The organism is Pontibacter liquoris (assembly GCF_022758235.1).
Taxonomy (GTDB): domain Bacteria; phylum Bacteroidota; class Bacteroidia; order Cytophagales; family Hymenobacteraceae; genus Pontibacter; species Pontibacter liquoris.
Map to the genome: position 1 here is coordinate 501,222 of NZ_JALEBG010000002.1, position 16,853 is coordinate 518,074.

Below are 16,853 nucleotides of genomic sequence, written 5' to 3' on the forward strand. Positions count from 1 at the left end.
CTGCTTAGTCAAGGAGGGGTTAGGGGTGGGTGGACCCGAGGCTATAGCATTTCTAAGGAAACAGCTCCTGCTCACTGGAAAAACAGAAACGGCACAAGTATAAACCTGTGCCGTTTCTGTTTATTCTACTCCGGAAGTTACCTTCTGTTGCCGCTATACCTTTCCAGTTCCTGCACGCTGCTATCGAAGCGGAAGAGATCGTAGATGTAATAGAAGTGGTCTTTGTCGCAGACGTACTCGTAGGCGAATTTGGCAAACTCCACGCGGGTGCTCTCGTGGTCGAATTCCTGCAGGAGGCGCTTCAGGTCTTCGGCCAGTAGGCTGCCCCTGCTCACGGCGTCGCGGGCTATACTTAGTTTGGAGCTCTCGAAGTCGCGGCTGCGGATGGTCTGGCGTAGGCGGTCCACTTCCTGGGCGGTCATCAGATTGCGGCAGTAGTCGTTATCGTAGCGCGGTGGAGCGGGTTCGTAGCGGTCGTTATCGCGGTCATCGTACCTGTCGCGGTAATCGGGGTAATGAGGTCGCGGCACGGGCCTGCTTACGACCGGCGGTGGCAGCAAAGCACGCTCGCTGAGCAGGCGCAGGTAGGCTTTTCCGCTTCGGCCCAGGGTGCGGATGCCATAGGTGGCTTCTACGCCGGCGGCCACAAACACCTGCTGCCCCAGCTCATAGACGCCCTGCCGGCTTCTTACTTTTAGCTGCACGTAATGCTTTCCGGGCCGCAGGTTATCGAGGCGCACCAGGTTGGAGGCGGTGCGGTTCATGGTTCTGCCATCAATTTTAGCCACAAAGGCCTCGCCCCGTTCGGCAGTTAAAACCAGGACAGACGCTTGTGCAAACACCGGCAGGGCCAGCAGCACAAGCAAGAGCGGAAGTAGAAGCTTTCTCATCGTAGTATAGGTTTTTCCTTATACTTCCACTAAGCCAATTATTGTGCCAGAGTTAACGCGCCCTGCGCTGCCTTCTTCTTACAAAGTATAATTCACCCAAAAACCCAGCGACTTATAAAGCTGGCGGGCTTGGGAGGCATACCGTTCCCAGTCAAGGTCACGGGAGTTTTCCCCGGTGAGGTTATACTTAAAAGGCAGCACTTCGGCATACCCTTGCATGCAATTGCTTATCCTGTAAGTAATCCCAAACCCCGCTGTGGAGAACACATCCATGCCGGCATCTTTTACCCGGTGGGTTGTTGTGGCTGCATGGCTTGTTTGGGTGGTCTTTAATGTAGTGACGCCATAAGCCGGCATCAGCGTGCCCGTTACATACACCGGAAAGCGCTTGTATAGCTTAAGGATGTTGATGCGTGCGGTTACCGGAACAGCTACAACACGCGTACGCGAAGCCATCTCATATGCCAGCGTATCCTGCCCGTCAGGGAGCCAGCTACCCTGGTCTTTATCTCCGCCGTAGGCTACACCTCCCTGCAATGTTGCCTTTTCCGTTAAGCGGTATCCCAGGTTAGCTGCAAACGGAACGAAGTAGTCGGAGGGCAGATAACCGGAAGTCTTGGGATTTTTATAATAGATATGATACGGTACACTGGTGAGGCCGATACCTGCATAGAACTTATGCTTTGCTGCCCTAGCGGCATCCGTTTTCTGCGCTAATACTGATCCGGATAACAGGAATAGCAGCAGCGGAAGTATAAGCTTTTTCATGGTAGGGCTTGTTTATACTTATACTTCTGCCAAGCTGGTCTTTATGATTTATTTAATTAATGAAGATTATAGTTTAGACCGATGACTGCTGATTTATTCTCTAAATACCTTCCAGGTGCGGGAGGCCTTTGGAAGTCGAAATTCTTGTAGAGTAAGATGGCATCTACATACCCCGTTAAGCTCTTGCTGATTTTATAGTTGAGTGTTAGACCAGCAGTAGCTACTAAATCAAATGTCATGGACTGTTCATCATACAGAACCGTTGAAACCTCCCCTTTGTAGTTTTCTGTTGCCCTTGCTTTAATATGGCCAAATACGGGAGCAACTGAAGCATTCGCATAAAGCTGCAGACGCTTGTAGGGATTGAAGGGCGTGAATTTAAATGTAACAGGAAGAACTATAGCCCGAATTTGCTGATAACTTTCTTTGTCATATACACTATCAGGTGAAATGTACCTGCTCATAGTACCTCCTTTCATTTCATTACCGCCATATCCGATGCCAAGTTGGATTGTTGCTCTCTTAGTAAGCTTGTAACCGTAGTTTATATTTACAAAAGGAGTAATACTTCCAAAAAACTCGTACTTGTGCTCTCCCATTATTGGATAGCTGGTGTTGCTTACTACTATCCCAACAAAAAATTTACTTTCTGCAGAGTCCAGCTCAGGTACATGTTGGGCAAAAACAGAAAAAGAGAAACAAGCGAACAGCACAGAAAGAATAAAGGGTTTCATAAAGTATGGAACAGGTTAGGAGTATTATACTTTTTGTTTACTGATTATCAATTAAAGATTGTAGTTGAGGCCGATAGCTAAAGAGCTAGGGTAAGGATGCTCGTCTTTCTTGGCCAATCCCGGTTAAAACTTCTGTGAAGCAAATGCAGCTCGCCATACATGTCGAGCCGCTTACTTATAGTATAATTCAACCCAAAGCCTGCAGTAAGATAAGCGTTAAAACCCGATGCTTTGGTGTTATAAGTAACCGTCGTTACATCCTCGCGCTGTTCCGTCTTTTTGAGGCTGGTGCTGCTGATAATAGGCGTAAGAATTGTTGTTCCGTAAAATTGCAAATGCCTGAAAGGATATAGAAAGCCATACTTTAAGGTAACAGGGATTGCAATGGCCCGCGTTTGGGAGATCTCACTGTAATAAATCAGCTTGTCTTGCGCTTCTACATACACGTAATCATACTTGTCAGTATTATTCCCGTAGGAGAACCCGATTTGCAAGCTTACCCTCTTGTTCAGTTTATAACCGCCATGTAATGATATTACGGGCCTAAAATCGCCGCTTTTTGGTTCATCCTGATACTCTAAGTTAAAACCGATGGAACTTGCTCCCACGCCTACATAAAATTTTTTATTAGTAGAGTCTGGGGCGGTACGCTGCTGGGCCATGCCATATACAGATATCAATAGAAGACTTAAAACAAGAAAGTTCGCTTTCATAATAGGCAGCTTAGGCATGAGGATGTATAAACCGCTTTAACATGCCTTCAAAACGGTTTTGGTTTAATTAGCCCAAATTGTATAGAAAACCCGTATATAAAAGGCCTTTTATACTCCTGCTGTAACATCATAAACCAGGTATAAAAGCATGGCTTTCAGGCATAACCCCCATCCCCGCGAGAAAAACAGCTCCGGCTTTTGTCATGTAGCAGGGTGTTTATAACATTGGCTGCATAAAATAAAAAGGCCACAGGCGCTGTTGCACCTGTGGCCTTTTCAAGTAGTATAAAAGCTTACCCTTCGTAGTAAAACTCGCCGTAAGGGCTGCGGATGGTTAGCTCATTCGTTTTGCTCTTCTTTACGCGACCTATTACCTGCGCGTCCACACCAAACGATTTAGAAATATCGATCAGGTCCTGCGCATACTCCTCGGGCAGGTAAATTTCCAGGCGGTGGCCCATGTTAAAGACCTTGTACATCTCTTTCCAGTCAGTGTGGCTTTGCGCCTGAATAATGCGGAACAGTGGCGGCACCGGGAACAGGTTGTCTTTGATGATATGTACCTTGTCGGTGAAGTGGAGCACTTTGGTTTGCGCCCCGCCGCTGCAATGCACCATGCCGTGGATGTGCGGGCGGTGTGCTTTCAGTATCTCCATCACAATGGGCGCATAGGTGCGGGTAGGCGAAAGCACCAGCTTGCCCATTTCCAGGCCGGTTTCCGGCTCCACATCCGTCAGTTTATAGTTGCCGGAGTATACCAGGTCCACAGGCAACTCGGGGTCGTAGCTCTCCGGGTACGAAGCCGAGAGGTATTTATGAAACACATCGTGGCGGGCCGAGGTAAGGCCATTGCTGCCCATGCCGCCGTTATACTCGTCCTCGTAGGTGGCCTGCCCGTAAGAGGCAAACCCCACAATTACATCGCCGGGCTGTATGGTATGGTTCGAGATCACTTCGCTGCGGCGCATGCGGGCAGTTACGGTGCTGTCTACAATAATGGTGCGCACCAGATCGCCCACGTCGGCTGTTTCGCCACCGGTGCTGTAAATGCCCACGCCGTTGTCGCGCATCATCTGCAGCACTTCTTCAGTGCCGTTGATGATGGCCCCGATCACCTCGCCGGGAATCAGGTGCTTGTTGCGTCCGATGGTAGAAGAGAGCAGGATATTATCGGTGGCGCCCACGCACAGTAAATCGTCGGTGTTCATCACCACGGCATCCTGTGCAATACCTTTCCATACGTTCAGGTCGCCGGTTTCTTTCCAGTACATATAGGCCAGTGCCGACTTGGTGCCGGCGCCGTCGGCGTGCATCAGCGCACAGTATTCCGGGTCGCCGGTCAGGACATCCGGGATGATCTTGCAGAATGCTTTTGGGAATAAGCCTTTGTCGATGTTCTTGATGGCATTGTGCACGTCTTCTTTTGAAGCCGAGACGCCACGTTGCAGGTATCTGTTTTCCATAACTCAGGTGGTTTCCTTACAAATTTAAGAAAGGGCTTGGTATAAGTGGCAGACAAAGGGATAAAATACGCCTGCCGGATAGCTTTATACGCAACAGCCGCAACTGCCTGCCAGGTTTTTTCTTGATAACATGCAACGCTTTCTCAAAAATTAAACTCTCCCTATATATTAACCCTCTAACCTTTAACAAACGATGAAAAAGATTCTATTGCTTTTGCTGCTCTGCTTTGGCGGCTTTAACCTGCATGCTCAGGACTCGCTCAGCGTAAAACCAGCGGCTACGGCGCCCTATAAACTGGCTATTGGAGCACGCTACTACGCCGGCGGGCCGCTTGGGGCGGACGTGAGTATTTCGGCAAAGTATTTTATCGGGAGAGAGTCCGCGCTGGAGGCCCAGTCCAATATCTTTCATGGTTCCCGCTACTTTCTCACGTCGCTCAGCTACATCTGGCAGCCGCAGCTTTTAACTTCTTCGCGCTTGCAGCCTTATGCCGGGCTGGGCGTTGGCGTGATGAAGAGCCGCACGTACTATCCGGCCGAAGAACGGGTAAAGATCAACCCAGTGGGCGTTGCCACCTTCGGCATCGAGTATAGCTTCAAAAATGCGCCTATCGCCCTCTCCCTCGACTACCGCGCCACGTTTCTGCGCCTGGACAATACCGACACGCCACCCACCATCAGCCTCGGGAACACCAGCAACTTTGGCCTGGGCATAAAGTATCTGCTGCGCTAAGCTGTTAAGGAGGCTGGCACCTGCACCTGTTTTCTGATCAGGTGCAGGTGCTAATTTGCTGTACGGTTAAGGCCGAAGGTATACTGCACGCTAAACCTGCCCAGCCCTACCACGCCCAGGTGCTGTCGCTTCGCTTCCGTTGCCGCTACTTCATCACCTAAAAAGTATGTTATGCGGGTTTCTTTAACTGCTACTTTAAAGAGAGGCAAGGAAACGCCTAGCTGCCCGTTAAACTTGAAATTACGCCACAGATAGCTGTAACTCATGGCAGGGTCCAGGTTCATGCCCCATAGCCCCTCCACCACATTAGGCTTATACATAGCCAGATCATCCTCATAGTATACGTCATTATACTTTAAATAAGAAAGCCGGGCTGCCAGGGCCATTTCATTGTTTTGCCTTCTCCAGCCGGCATTAAACTGCCAGAACAGGTGCCAGTAATCCGTGCGGACGCGGGAGAGTAAAGAAGTGAGGTTTGCATAGTAGCGATGGCTGTCTACATGAAATCGCCCTGCCCCGATATACGTTTCAAGCAACTGAGAAGAACCGGCAGCTGGCTTCCAGAAATACCCAAGGCCGCCTGTATATCCGTAGTCTTCTTTATCATAGTAGATCTTGTCGCCGAATAAGCTTATTCTTCCTGATCTTCCGCTGTTGAGCGTGCCGGTTGCGAATACGGCCAGGTGGTTACTAACTGCATACGAAAGATGAAGGTCGTACCCGCGGCCTATACCCAGGGAGGCATGCAGGGTTTCTTTTTGCGCGTGCAGCGGCATGATCAGGGCTGGTGGCGTGTAGGCCCCTTTTTGCGCGCAAAGCTTACCAGGGGCAAGAAAAGCAATACTCAGCAGGAGCAGCAGGATAGCCGTGCTGTTCGTTTTCTGCGCTTTTAAAGTATGGTTGCTGTCCATATAATCCTTGCTTTGGTTGCAACTCAGCCCCTGCTTCCTGTCACCTCCCGAAGGCAAGCGGGTTTACTTTACGCCTAAACAAAAGAAGCGGCACAGGTAATCCTGATGCCGCTTCTTCTTTTGCGCTACACTGATATTATTCCTGTATACGTACCACCTTGAATTCGGTGCGGCGGTTGCGCTGGTGTTCTTCTTCGGTTTTGGCATTTTTCACGACCGGACGGCTCTCGCCGTAGCCTTTGGCCGTAATACGTGCCCGGTCGATGCCTTTGGAAATAATGTATTCCACGGCAGACTCGGCACGGCGCTGCGAGAGGTCCTGGTTGTAGGCGTCGGAGCCGCGGGCATCGGTATGCGAGCTCAGTTCAATGGTGATCTTCGGATTATCCTGCAGCACCTGCACCAGTTTGTCCAGCTCCACGGCTGCATCCGGCCGGATATTAGCCTTGTCGTAATCGTAGAAGATGTTCTCCAGCACAATGGCTTTCTCTTTCACGATCTCATTAAGCACCAGCGTGGCGGTCAGGCGTACTTCGTTCACCTCGTTTGGCAACTGGTCCTGCGGCGGCATTTTGCCAACCGTGGTGATGCGCTGGCGGGCGGTAAAGAAGCCGGGTTTCTCGGCCACCAGGAAGTAGGTAGATGCCGTATCGAGGGCAAACGTAAACTTACCGCTGGCGTCGGTGGTCACGTCGCGCAGGCGCTTGCCCTGCTCATCCTGCAGCACCACGGGGTGGCTTGGCACGGCATCACGCTGGCGGGCACCTTCAGGCAGCTGAAACAGGGTACCATCCACAAAAAAGTTTACTTGCTTGCGCGCCGACTTCTGCAGCAGGTACAAGTCATCGTTCCCGCGGCCGCCTGCACGGTTCGACGCGAAGTAGCCTTTATACTTGTCCTGGAAAAAAATGCCAAAGTCGTCGCCCGGCGAGTTGACCGGCTGCCCCATGTTTACGGGCTTGCCATTTTCCACGCGGAACAAATCCAGGTTGCCCAGTCCGGGCAAGCCGTCGGAGGCAATGTATAGCGTACCATCTGGACCAACGGACACAAAGCTCTCGTTGCCCGGCGTGTTTATACCTGGACCCAGGTTTTCGGGAGCCGAGAAGCGCCCGTTATCATCCAGCGTAGCTTTGTAGATATCGTTGCCGCCCAGCCCGCCTTTGCGACTGGAGGCGAAGTATAGCGTTTTACCATCCGGCGAAAAAGCAGGCGAAGAGTCCCAGGCTTGCGGATCGTTTATGTTCAGGAGTTTGGGTTCTGTCCAGCCGCCGGCGCGGTGGAAGGAAATATAGAGATCCACGTTCTGACGCCCTTTTTTGGTGCCTTCGTTGCCGCGGGCAAACACCATGGTGCTGCCGTCGTTGGCAAAGGTGGCCAACGCGTCGTGCAGCCCTTCTACATTTATGCCATCAAACTTATGCACCGCGCCGCCCAGGGCAGCCGTAGAATCCGTTAATTTGGTAGAATCGGAGAGCGTCGCCGCGAAAATATCGAGAAAGCCTTCGCCATTGCCCAGGTATACTTTGCCGGCGCCGCGGGTAGAAGAAAACACCAGCTCGTTGTTAAGCACATAAGGTGCAAACTCTGAGGCATCGGTGTTCAGCGCCAGCAGGTTCTGTACGTCGTAAGCCTGCTTGCCGCGTAAAATGTCGTTCAGGTTGCCGAAGGTCTCCACTTCTTTGGCAGCGTTGGCTTTGAGCTGGGGATTGCTGCCAATGCGGGCATAATCCTGGAATTGGTTGAGCGCCTCCTCATACTCGCCGTTTGCCTTCAGGGCCAGTCCATAATAAAAGTAGGTATCCTCCCGCTTGCTGCCGCCATCCAGCGCCGCTTTATAGTATGGGGCCGCCTGGGCAATGCGGTTAGAGCGGCGGTAAGCTTCCGCGATGCGGTAGTTGATCTCCGCGGAGGTGCTGTCTTTTGCCAGCGCCTGCTTGTAGTAGGTAATGGCCCGCTCGTACTGCTCCTGCGCAAACCGCTTATCGCCCTTGCTCAGGTATTTGCCCGTGCCGCAGGCAGCAAGCACCAGGACAAGCAGCAGCAATAAGCCGGCAGTTTTAAGTTTTGGAGCGAAAGGCTTTAGAGGCATGTGGTGCATGAACAAGTATGGTTAGGTTTTGCCGGATCAGAAATACCGCGAGAGCCAGGTGCTGCCGGCCGGCCGGGGCCAGGCTTGCTGCAACTCTCCGTAATGGTGCACTAAGGTATCGAAGTATAATGTTTGCTTGTCTATCTCGCCGGCGGCTACTTTTTCTTTCAGCGCCTGCATGGGTACCACTTCTACCTGCCCATCCTTTAAAAAAGCCAGGTTGGCGCGGTCGAAGAACGACACGTGGAACTGCTGCTCCAGTTCCCGCACAAAATGCACCGATTTGTCGATGGAGCACCCGCTGGCAGAGGTTTCGCTTTCGTTGTTGGCAAGTACCAGGAACTGGTTATGCAGCAACCTGGCCGAGGCCTGCAAGTCTTTGCCATGGCTGCTCCAAGCTTCTGCAAACTGCAGCAGCAAAGGTTTTAAAGTAGCCTGCTCTGTTTCTGTCAGGGGCCTGTCGGCCTGGTAAATCCAGAGGCGCGCATGCGGTGGCAATTCGTCAAACGGAATATACATGTTGATTGTTGGTTGTTATTTGCTGGTTGTTTTCTTAAAGTATCTTATTGATGAAGGCAATATCGAAAAGCTATACTTGTTTACACATTTTAGTTGGTAAACAGGTATACCTTAATTAATTCATAAAGCATCAACAATTAACAACCAACAAGTAGATATTACTTGGTAAGCCCTTCTGCCTGTGCGATTAACTCGGCAATATCGAAGACTTTTACGTTTTCTTCCTGCTCCTTGTTCTTTACCCCATCGTTCATCATCACCATGCAGAAAGGGCATGCTGTGGCAATTACCCCATTGCCGGTACCCAGGGCAGCCAGGGCTTCCTCGGTGCGCTCAATGTTGATGTCTTTTTTGCCGGGCTCGGGCTCTTTAAACATCTGGGCACCCCCGGCGCCGCAGCAAAGGCCGTTGGCGCGGCTGCGCTTCATCTCCACCAGGTCCGCATCCAGGGCAGCCAGCACATCGCGCGGCGCCTCATAAATACCATTGGCACGGCCCAGGTAACAGGAATCGTGGTAGGTGATGCGTTTGCCTTTAAAGGCCTCGCCACCCTGCACATGCACCTTGCCTTCGTTTATAAGCTGCTGCAGAAAGGTGGAATGGTGAATCACCTCATAGTTTCCGCCCAGGTCAGGGTATTCGTTTTTGATAGTATTAAAGCAATGGGGACAGGCCGTCACGATCTTTTTTACGTTGTAGGCATTGAGCACCTCGATATTGGTGAGCGCCTGCATCTGGAACAAAAACTCGTTGCCGGCGCGCTTGGCCGGATCGCCGGTGCAGCTCTCTTCGGTGCCCAGCACGGCATACTTTACGCCCACATGCTCCAGTATCTGCACAAACGCGCGGGTTACTCTCTTATAGCGGTCATCGAAAGCGCCGGCACAACCCACCCAGAATAAGATCTCGGGCTCCTCGCCATTGGCTGCCATCTGGGCCATGGTCGGCACTTTCACTAATCTTTTATTTTCTTCCATCTTAGTATTAAAAGGACACAAGTATCAAGATTTAGGACACAGGACTTTTCTTTCAGGCTGTGTATAGATTATTTTAATCTTGTGTCTTGTGTCTGAAATCTTGTGTCTAATTTTTTGAAGGTACATACAGCTCGTCGGCCCAGTTAAAGCGGTCGGAGGCCGGGAACGCCCAGGGGGCGCCGTTGTTTTCGATGTTGGTGAACATGGCATTGAGCGAGGCCGGAGCCGCCGACTCCTCCAGCACCAGGAAGCGCCGCAGGTCCATAATGGTTGATAGCTGGTCGATATTTACCGGGCAGGCTTCCACGCAGGCATTGCAGGTGGTGCAGGCCCAAAGCTCTTCGGGGGTTACATATCCGCGCAGCAGCGTTTTCTCCTCGGTTACGGTTACACGCTCCACTCCCATCTCTTTGTAATGGTTGGGGCGGAAAATAGCCGGGTGCTCGCCCTTCTCCTCCATCCTGTCGCGGGTGTCCATCACGATCTTGCGGGGCGAAAGCAGCTTGCCAGTGATATTGGCCGGGCAAACGGACGTACAGCGGCCGCACTCGGTACAAGTATAGGAGTCCATGAGCTGCTTCCAGGTCAGGTCTTCCACATCTTTGGCGCCAAAGCGCTGCACAATGGGGTTGCCGTCGGCATCTGTTTCCGGGGCGGGTGGCTGGTAGCTGGGGTCCAACATGGCCTTTATTTCGTGTGTGATGGCCGGGTTAGTCGTAAATTTCCCTTTGGGCAGCAGCTTAGAGAAGTATACGTTCGGGAAGGCCATGATAATGTGGAAGTGCTTGGAGCTGGGCAGGTAGTTCATAAAGGCAAGTATGCCCAGGATGTGGATCCACCAGCCCACGCGCTCGATGGTGTGCAGCGTTGCAGGATCACTTCCGAACAAATTTACAAACGCTCCACTTACCGGGAAGCTGCCGGCCATTTCGCGGCCTGTGAGCTGGGCCAGTTTCAGATCAGAGATGTTGAATGCAAACAACGCCAGCATCAGCACGATCTCCGTAATCAGGATCACGTTGGCGTCCATTTTAGGCCAGGCACGCATTTCTACGCCATTTGCCAGGCGCGGCACTTTAGATACATTTCTCCTCCACAGAAAAATGGCACAGGCTACAATCACCAGCGCAGCCAGTATTTCATTAAAAGCCATCAGGGCATTATACAGCGGGCCGGCAAAGCCCAGCACGCGGTGCGTGCCAAAGATGCCGTCGATCAGGATCTCCAGCACCTCGATGTTGATCACCAGGAAGCCCACGTACACAAACAGGTGCAGCACGGCAGGTAGCGGGCGCTTAAACATTTTCTGCTGGCCAAACGCTACCAGCAACATTTTATTCAGGCGTTCCGAGGGGTTATCGGCCAGTTCCAGGTCGCGGCCCAGCAGCACGTTCTTGCGGATCTTGCGTACCTGCCACACAAACAGACCGATGCCCGCCGCAGCAACCAGCAAAAAGATAATGTTCTGTATTCCTATCACAGCAGAATGTTCGTTATACATACCAATTTATAGTTAAAGATAGTAGAATAATGAGAATAAAGGTAAACAGCGGTAGTTTTTAAAAATATTTTTCGGGAGAATGTTTGCACCTTAAAAGTTTTTGCTACTTTTGCATACCCTTACGGAAAGGGAAAACAACAGAGCTGGTGATGTAGCTCAGTTGGTAGAGCAAAGGACTGAAAATCCTTGTGTCGTTGGTTCGATTCCAATCATCACCACAGAAACCCTTGTCAGAAACGGCAAGGGTTTTTTGTTTTTGGGGCATGCCGTTTCAGCCCAGCGAGTTTATACGTTAGCTTGATGCTGGCTTATACTAGCGGCAATGCTGCCGCAGCTCCTGCAGGGCCGCCGAGTAGCCCAACTGGTAGGCGGCTCCCCAATGCATGCAGGCTGAATCGGGCTGCTGCTGCTCCAGTTCCAGGCGGCCCAGCAAATAGTATACGCGCCCGTTCTGGCGGTTTAGCGCCAGTGCCTGCCGGTAATCCTGCTCCGCTGCCGGCAGGCTATCAGTTTTATAGTAGCTAAACCCCCGGTAGGTAAGGGCCTCCTCCTGCTTTGCTTTGCCCGGGCTGTGCTGCAGGAAAGTAGTCAGGTCTTCAATCGCCGCTTCGTAGGCATGCAGGTAAAAAAGCCGCACCTCTCCCCGCTTCAGGTAAGCAGACCATAGTTTCGGGTTCAGCTGCAGTGCCCGGGTCAGGTCGGCCTCGGCGTGCGGATAATTGGCTAACTGCTGGTGGCTGCGTGCCCGCATAAAATAAACCTGGGCCGAAGGCTGTTTCTGCAAGGCGATCACCTGGTTCAGATCGTTCAGGGCAGCCGGGTAATCCTCAAACACATCCAGCTCTATCCTTGCGCGTGCCCGGTAAGCCGCCACATTGCGGGGCTGGAAGGTAATGGCGTCAGAAAGGAGCCGGTGGGCGCTGCTATATTTGCCATCTTGCATATAGGTTAAGGCTGTTTTATACTTATCTTCGCCCGTTATGTAATCCATGGTTACTTTCAGCAACAGGCTCATCAGCAGCAGGCCACCCACAAATGCTAACGTTATATACCAGTCCTTTCGGGAGAAGCGCTTTTCCTCGTGCCGGATGGTGCGGTAATGGCGCTCCGACACCGAAGCCGGCGGCCGCGTCTGATAATACCGCGGGTCCTGCGGTTGTGCCTGCTGGCGGAGCACCCGCTGGTGTTCGCGCTGGTACTGCAGGCGCAGGTCGTAGCGGGCACGCTTGCCGGGGTTAGACAGCGTCTGGTAAGCCGTGTTCACTTGTTTAAACCGTTCTTCTGCATGCGCGTTTCCCGGGTTCCTGTCCGGATGATACCGGAGGGCGAGCCGCTTATAGGCCACCTTCACCTCCTGCATGGAGGCAGTGGTATTTATACCCAGAATGGTGTAATAGTTAGGCTCCAAGCAGACTGAAACGTGAAAAAGGTTCGTGTTAAGCTTACTTAATTTCGTACAATATACCGCAATTTCCGTACTACACTTTTAACTGCACCTACTTTGCGTAAATATTTAGGACTACGCTCGTATACAGAAAAAGCATTAAAAAAGCTGAAAGAAATTATGGCTACACAAGACAACGGCACACGCGAAAAAAACCCTAATCTGATCGAGAACCTGATGGGGTATATTGATACCCGCATTGATATTATCCGGCTCGAGATACAGGAGAAGCTTAAGACCTCATTTGTAAGCCTGCTCCACGTGCTCCTGCTGGGCTTTGCCGCCTTTATGAGCATCATCTTTGTAAGCATCTTTCTTGGGCTGCTCCTCAACCATCTGCTCGACAGCTCTTTCTGGGGGTTTGGCATTATTGCCCTGATCTATGTGGCGCTGTTGGTCATACTAGTCATTGGAGTGGATAAGAAAGTATTTCAGGGGGTAGCTGATAAAGCCTTCGATAATACCATCTATAAAACAGATAAAAGAGAACCAAACGTATGAGCGAATTAAACAACCCACTATTTGAAAACCAGCGGGAGTTTCTGGAACGCCAGAAGGACGAGTATAAAAATGCCCTGATGGGGGATGTGGATCAGATCAAAGCGCAAGGCGAGGAGATCGGCAAGAAAGTAGCCTTGGCAGGCGGTGTGCTGCTGGCTGGCTATCTAATAAAGCGCCTCTTTACAAAAGGCGGTAAAAAAAAAGCTAAGAAAGTAAAAGCAGGCAAGCGCTCCCACAAAGCTACTCCGCCTATTACCGCATCCACCCACGCATATGACTCATTGGTGCACGAGCAGGAAGATGCCTATACCTTGTCTTCGGAGCAGATGCCCCACAACCCGGCACTCCGCTCCGAGAAAAAGGGCATCATGGAATCGCACCTGGGGCAGGTCATCACCCAGCAGCTCATTGCGCTGATGCTGGTCTATATGACCAAAAAGGTGGAAGAATACGTAAGTAGTGTCTCTGAAAATAACGATATTGCAGCAGCACCCGTGGTGGTGACTGAGATAGAGACCACTGAGTATATCGTTCCGGAAGAGGATGCCTTTTAACGACTTTCAGCAACAAACAAAACAACAACAACCAGGCAGGAAGCACTTTGCCGTGCTACTCGACCCCGATAACCTGACAGAGGCCTCCTGCCTGGCTTTGCTGGCTGACAGCCAGAACTGCCACATCGATTACTTTTTTGTGGGCGGCAGCCTGATCACCACTTCTAACCAGGCACACCTTATCCGGCTCATCAAAGCTCACAGCACCATCCCGGTTATACTTTTCCCCAGCAGCGGCCTGCACATCGACAAACAAGCCGACGGCATTCTGTTTCTTTCCCTTATTTCGGGGCGCAACCCTGACTTCCTGATCGGCCAGCACGTGCTTTCGGCGCCTGTGCTCAAGGCCAGCAATCTTCAGGTATACCCCACCGGCTATATGCTGGTAGATACGGGCCGCCAGACCACTGCCTCTTACATGAGCGGCACGCCGGCGCTGCCTTACGACAAGCCTGCTATTGCTGCCTGCACCGCCATGGCCGGCGAGCTACTGGGCCTAAAGTACATGTACCTGGATGGGGGCAGCGGCGCCGAAAAGCCCGTACCGGCAAACATGATCGCGGCGGTGCGCGCTGCCGTAGAAGTGCCTGTTATTGTGGGGGGCGGCATCGACACACTCCAGAAAGCCAAAGATGCCCTGGATGCCGGTGCCGACGTGCTGGTTATTGGGAACCACATAGAAAAAAACCCCGGCTTTATGACCAGGGTTTCTTCACTTATCTCTTCGTATAACCTTGAATTAGGTGTTCATCGCTGATTCGCGGCGACGCATCTTACCGGCAGGTATACCAAACATCATCTTAAAGCGACGGCAGAAGTATGCAGTGTCTTTGTAACCCACTTCTTTACCGATCTCGCGGATGCTTTTCTTGGTAGTGCGCAGCAGGAATACGGCACGCTCCATGCGCTGGTACTCAATATAATCCTGCGGGTTGATGCCCGTCAGCATTTTGAAGTACTGGCCCACGTAATCTTCCGACACATTCGCTACGTTGGATAATACTTTGTTCGACAGATCGCCGCCCAAATTTTCCTTGATGTAGTTGAACAGATCGATCAGGCGCGGATCCTTGAAGTAGGTGCTGTTGGTTGCCAGCTGCTCCACAAACATTCTGTTGCGCAGGATGTGGCGCACGATCTCTACCACGATGTTTTCGGTGTAGATGTTGATCAGGCGCTCTTTACCCGGCAGATCCTGCATACTCTCTTCCACTACTTTGATGACCAGGTTGGCCAGCTTGTTGTTGTTTGAGATCAGGAACGCAGGCAGATCCAGTGACGCAAAGAAGTTAACCGAGTCAAAAACTTTTGCTTCAAAGCTCACATAGCTGTGGCTTTCCTCGGCATCACCAATCAGGTCCAGGTCGTTGTTGCTTTTGAAGAATTTCTCACGATTGGTGATCAGGTCATCATTCGTGATCGTCCTGCCTTCGCCGGCCGGACCATAGGTTACCCTTGTGCTGCGACCACCCGGGATAAACAACAGCTCTCCTTCTTCCACCATTTGCTCTTCTTCCCCAAAGAAGATGCTTCCTTTGTGCAGTAGGATCAGGTTGTTCCCGACGTCGTAGGCGTTGCGTACCGTAAAAGGCTGCTGCAACACCAGATTTTTAGCTTTAATGAACCGCACCCCAAGCGATTCAATAATCTTATTGTAATCTTCCATGTATGTTACCAACTAACTTTTATACTATTAACCCTCAATTTTGGCCTAAAGCTAATGTTAATCTTTATAAAATTCAAATCATTTTAAAAAATTAATTTTAATTAGCAAAAGCCTATGCATAGCCCAATCAGCACAAAAACAGCCTTTTGAGGCTATTTTTACTTTAGCAGTTCTCTCGAAATTACTATTTTTTGTATCTCAGATGTCCCCTCGTAGATTTGTGTTATTTTAGCATCACGCATCAATCGCTCTACATGGTACTCTTTCACGAAACCATACCCGCCATGTACCTGTACGGCCTCTACGGTTGTATCCATGGCTACTTTCGATGCAAACAGCTTGGCCATTGCACCTGATTTGCCATAATCCTGATGTGTATCCTTGTCATAGGCTGCCTGCAGGCACAGCAGACGGGCCGCCTCAATGTTGGTGGCCATATCGGCCAGCTTAAACTGGATAGCCTGGTGCTTGGCAATTTCTACCCCGAATGCTTTGCGCTCTTTGGCATACTTCACAGCCAGCTCGTAAGCACCGGAGGCAATGCCTAAAGCCTGCGAGGCAATGCCAATGCGGCCGCCGGCCAGTGTAGCCATGGCAAACTTAAACCCAAAGCCGTCTTCCCCGATACGGTTCTCTTTCGGCACCTTCACGTCCGTAAACATGAGCGAGTGTGTATCAGAGCCGCGGATGCCCAGTTTGTTTTCTTTTTTCCCTACTACAAAGCCTTCCATGCCACGCTCTACAATGAGGGCGTTAATGCCGCGATGTTTTTTTTCAGGGTGCGTCTGGGCAATTACCAGGTATACAGAAGCTGTGCTGCCGTTGGTGATCCAGTTCTTGGTGCCGTTCAGCAGGTAATAGTCCCCTTTGTCTTCGGCCGTAGTGTGCTGCGAGGTGGCATCAGAGCCTGCTTCCGGCTCCGACAAACAAAATGCGCCAATGATCTCGCCGGTAGCCAGCTTTGTCAGGTATTTTTGTTTTTGCTCTTCGGTGCCATATTGCTCCAGCCCCCAGCAAACAAGTGAGTTGTTCACCGACATCACCACAGAAGCAGAAGCATCCACTTTAGAGATCTCCTCCATGGCCAGCACATATGACACTGCGTCCATACCACCCCCGCCATAGGCAGGATCCACCATCATCCCTAAAAAGCCAAGTTCTCCCATCTTCTTTATCTGCTCCGCCGGAAATTTCTGGTGCTCGTCGCGTTCGATTACGCCGGGCAACAGTTCGGTTTGCGCAAATTCGCGGGCAGCAGCCTGTACTGCCAGATGTTCTTCTGTAAATTGAAAATCCATGCCTATTTATATCAGCTAGAATGAGTTGAAATGAAAATTTTACGGTGCAAAGCTATGGAATTCACTCGTATTAACTCAACAGGATATAA

The 16,853-nt window shown here is 51.2% G+C and carries 17 protein-coding genes and 1 tRNA gene; 5 read left to right on the top strand and 13 right to left on the bottom strand.

The features are described from left to right. Positions 1-137: 137 nt before the first annotated feature. From LWL52_RS15475 to LWL52_RS15495, 5 genes are all read right to left on the bottom strand, one after another. The gene (locus tag LWL52_RS15475) at positions 138-890 is read right to left on the bottom strand and encodes a proline and serine-rich protein 1 family protein (RefSeq protein ID WP_242921476.1); all 753 of its coding nucleotides are present in this window, start codon (positions 888-890) and stop codon (positions 138-140) included. A gap of 78 nt (positions 891-968) precedes the next feature. After that, positions 969-1,658, bottom strand: a complete 690-nt coding sequence (locus LWL52_RS15480) for an outer membrane beta-barrel protein (RefSeq protein WP_242921478.1) — start codon at positions 1,656-1,658, stop codon at positions 969-971. Between the two features lie 56 nt (positions 1,659-1,714). Beyond that, entirely contained in the window at positions 1,715-2,392 is a 678-nt protein-coding gene (locus tag LWL52_RS15485; RefSeq protein ID WP_242921480.1) for a hypothetical protein, read from the bottom strand. 77 nt (positions 2,393-2,469) lie between these two features. Next, complete coding sequence (locus LWL52_RS15490) at positions 2,470-3,105, bottom strand: outer membrane beta-barrel protein (protein WP_242921482.1); 636 nt, start codon at positions 3,103-3,105, stop codon at positions 2,470-2,472. 293 nt (positions 3,106-3,398) lie between these two features. Next, positions 3,399-4,568 carry an AIR synthase related protein gene (locus tag LWL52_RS15495; protein ID WP_242921484.1) on the bottom strand — a complete coding sequence of 390 codons (1,170 nt, stop codon included), beginning with the start codon at positions 4,566-4,568 and terminating at the stop codon, positions 3,399-3,401. A gap of 193 nt (positions 4,569-4,761) precedes the next feature. On the opposite strand from LWL52_RS15495, the gene LWL52_RS15500 reads away from it, so the two are divergent. Continuing rightward, complete coding sequence (locus LWL52_RS15500; protein ID WP_242921486.1) at positions 4,762-5,301, top strand: hypothetical protein; 540 nt, start codon at positions 4,762-4,764, stop codon at positions 5,299-5,301. A 50-nt stretch (positions 5,302-5,351) separates the two neighbouring features. On the opposite strand, the gene LWL52_RS15505 is transcribed toward LWL52_RS15500, so the two are convergent. The 5 genes from LWL52_RS15505 to LWL52_RS15525 form a co-directional block, all read right to left on the bottom strand. Further along, positions 5,352-6,212: a hypothetical protein gene (locus tag LWL52_RS15505; RefSeq protein ID WP_242921488.1), complete on the bottom strand. Its 861-nt coding sequence runs from the start codon at positions 6,210-6,212 to the stop codon at positions 5,352-5,354. Positions 6,213-6,348: 136 nt separating this feature from the next. Next, complete coding sequence (locus LWL52_RS15510) at positions 6,349-8,313, bottom strand: CHU_0125 family OmpA-like outer membrane integrity protein (protein WP_242921490.1); 1,965 nt, start codon at positions 8,311-8,313, stop codon at positions 6,349-6,351. Positions 8,314-8,340: 27 nt separating this feature from the next. Beyond that, positions 8,341-8,823: a hypothetical protein gene (locus LWL52_RS15515; protein ID WP_242921492.1), complete on the bottom strand. Its 483-nt coding sequence runs from the start codon at positions 8,821-8,823 to the stop codon at positions 8,341-8,343. Between the two features lie 158 nt (positions 8,824-8,981). Then, the gene (locus LWL52_RS15520; protein ID WP_242921494.1) at positions 8,982-9,800 is read right to left on the bottom strand and encodes a (Fe-S)-binding protein; all 819 of its coding nucleotides are present in this window, start codon (positions 9,798-9,800) and stop codon (positions 8,982-8,984) included. 106 nt (positions 9,801-9,906) lie between these two features. Then, positions 9,907-11,301: a 4Fe-4S dicluster domain-containing protein gene (locus LWL52_RS15525; protein ID WP_242921496.1), complete on the bottom strand. Its 1,395-nt coding sequence runs from the start codon at positions 11,299-11,301 to the stop codon at positions 9,907-9,909. A 145-nt stretch (positions 11,302-11,446) separates the two neighbouring features. Here LWL52_RS15525 and LWL52_RS15530 point away from each other — a divergent pair. Then, positions 11,447-11,519 (top strand) — tRNA-Phe (locus LWL52_RS15530). Positions 11,520-11,614: 95 nt separating this feature from the next. Here the strand turns inward: LWL52_RS15530 and LWL52_RS15535 are convergent. Then, positions 11,615-12,709 carry a DnaJ domain-containing protein gene (locus tag LWL52_RS15535; protein WP_242921498.1) on the bottom strand — a complete coding sequence of 365 codons (1,095 nt, stop codon included), beginning with the start codon at positions 12,707-12,709 and terminating at the stop codon, positions 11,615-11,617. A gap of 156 nt (positions 12,710-12,865) precedes the next feature. Between LWL52_RS15535 and LWL52_RS15540 the strand changes: the two genes are divergently transcribed. Genes LWL52_RS15540 through LWL52_RS15550 form a run of 3 tightly spaced genes read left to right on the top strand, consistent with a single transcriptional unit; the run spans position 12,866 to position 14,557 of the window. Continuing rightward, positions 12,866-13,246, top strand: coding sequence for a phage holin family protein (locus LWL52_RS15540; protein ID WP_242921500.1), 381 nt, complete (start codon positions 12,866-12,868; stop codon positions 13,244-13,246). Continuing rightward, entirely contained in the window at positions 13,243-13,800 is a 558-nt protein-coding gene (locus LWL52_RS15545) for a hypothetical protein (protein WP_242921502.1), read from the top strand. Before LWL52_RS15540 ends, LWL52_RS15545 begins: the two co-directional genes overlap by 4 nt. After that, positions 13,790-14,557 (top strand): geranylgeranylglyceryl/heptaprenylglyceryl phosphate synthase, encoded by a 768-nt coding sequence (locus LWL52_RS15550; RefSeq protein ID WP_242921504.1) that lies wholly within the window; start codon positions 13,790-13,792, stop codon positions 14,555-14,557. Before LWL52_RS15545 ends, LWL52_RS15550 begins: the two co-directional genes overlap by 11 nt. Here LWL52_RS15550 and LWL52_RS15555 read toward each other — a convergent pair. Beyond that, the gene (locus tag LWL52_RS15555) at positions 14,540-15,466 is read right to left on the bottom strand and encodes an AraC family transcriptional regulator (protein WP_242921506.1); all 927 of its coding nucleotides are present in this window, start codon (positions 15,464-15,466) and stop codon (positions 14,540-14,542) included. The two genes, LWL52_RS15550 and LWL52_RS15555, sit on opposite strands and share 18 nt — an antisense overlap. A 158-nt stretch (positions 15,467-15,624) precedes the next feature. After that, entirely contained in the window at positions 15,625-16,764 is a 1,140-nt protein-coding gene (locus LWL52_RS15560) for an acyl-CoA dehydrogenase (protein ID WP_242921508.1), read from the bottom strand. Positions 16,765-16,853 lie beyond the last annotated feature (89 nt).

Excerpts from the sequence above, each read along its gene's own strand:
- LWL52_RS15525 (WP_242921496.1), bottom strand. The coding sequence starts at position 11,301 with ATGTATAACGAACATTCTGCTGTGATAGGAATACAGAACATTATCTTT.
- LWL52_RS15515 (WP_242921492.1), bottom strand. The coding sequence starts at position 8,823 with ATGTATATTCCGTTTGACGAATTGCCACCGCATGCGCGCCTCTGGATT.
- LWL52_RS15500 (WP_242921486.1), top strand. The coding sequence starts at position 4,762 with ATGAAAAAGATTCTATTGCTTTTGCTGCTCTGCTTTGGCGGCTTTAAC.
- LWL52_RS15505 (WP_242921488.1), bottom strand. The coding sequence starts at position 6,212 with ATGGACAGCAACCATACTTTAAAAGCGCAGAAAACGAACAGCACGGCT.
- LWL52_RS15495 (WP_242921484.1), bottom strand. The coding sequence starts at position 4,568 with ATGGAAAACAGATACCTGCAACGTGGCGTCTCGGCTTCAAAAGAAGAC.
- LWL52_RS15480 (WP_242921478.1), bottom strand. The coding sequence starts at position 1,658 with ATGAAAAAGCTTATACTTCCGCTGCTGCTATTCCTGTTATCCGGATCA.
- LWL52_RS15545 (WP_242921502.1), top strand. The coding sequence starts at position 13,243 with ATGAGCGAATTAAACAACCCACTATTTGAAAACCAGCGGGAGTTTCTG.
- LWL52_RS15475 (WP_242921476.1), bottom strand. The coding sequence starts at position 890 with ATGAGAAAGCTTCTACTTCCGCTCTTGCTTGTGCTGCTGGCCCTGCCG.
- LWL52_RS15555 (WP_242921506.1), bottom strand. The coding sequence starts at position 15,466 with ATGGAAGATTACAATAAGATTATTGAATCGCTTGGGGTGCGGTTCATT.
- LWL52_RS15560 (WP_242921508.1), bottom strand. The coding sequence starts at position 16,764 with ATGGATTTTCAATTTACAGAAGAACATCTGGCAGTACAGGCTGCTGCC.
- LWL52_RS15520 (WP_242921494.1), bottom strand. The coding sequence starts at position 9,800 with ATGGAAGAAAATAAAAGATTAGTGAAAGTGCCGACCATGGCCCAGATG.
- LWL52_RS15510 (WP_242921490.1), bottom strand. The coding sequence starts at position 8,313 with ATGCACCACATGCCTCTAAAGCCTTTCGCTCCAAAACTTAAAACTGCC.
- LWL52_RS15490 (WP_242921482.1), bottom strand. The coding sequence starts at position 3,105 with ATGAAAGCGAACTTTCTTGTTTTAAGTCTTCTATTGATATCTGTATAT.
- LWL52_RS15540 (WP_242921500.1), top strand. The coding sequence starts at position 12,866 with ATGGCTACACAAGACAACGGCACACGCGAAAAAAACCCTAATCTGATC.
- LWL52_RS15485 (WP_242921480.1), bottom strand. The coding sequence starts at position 2,392 with ATGAAACCCTTTATTCTTTCTGTGCTGTTCGCTTGTTTCTCTTTTTCT.
- LWL52_RS15550 (WP_242921504.1), top strand. The coding sequence starts at position 13,790 with ATGCCTTTTAACGACTTTCAGCAACAAACAAAACAACAACAACCAGGC.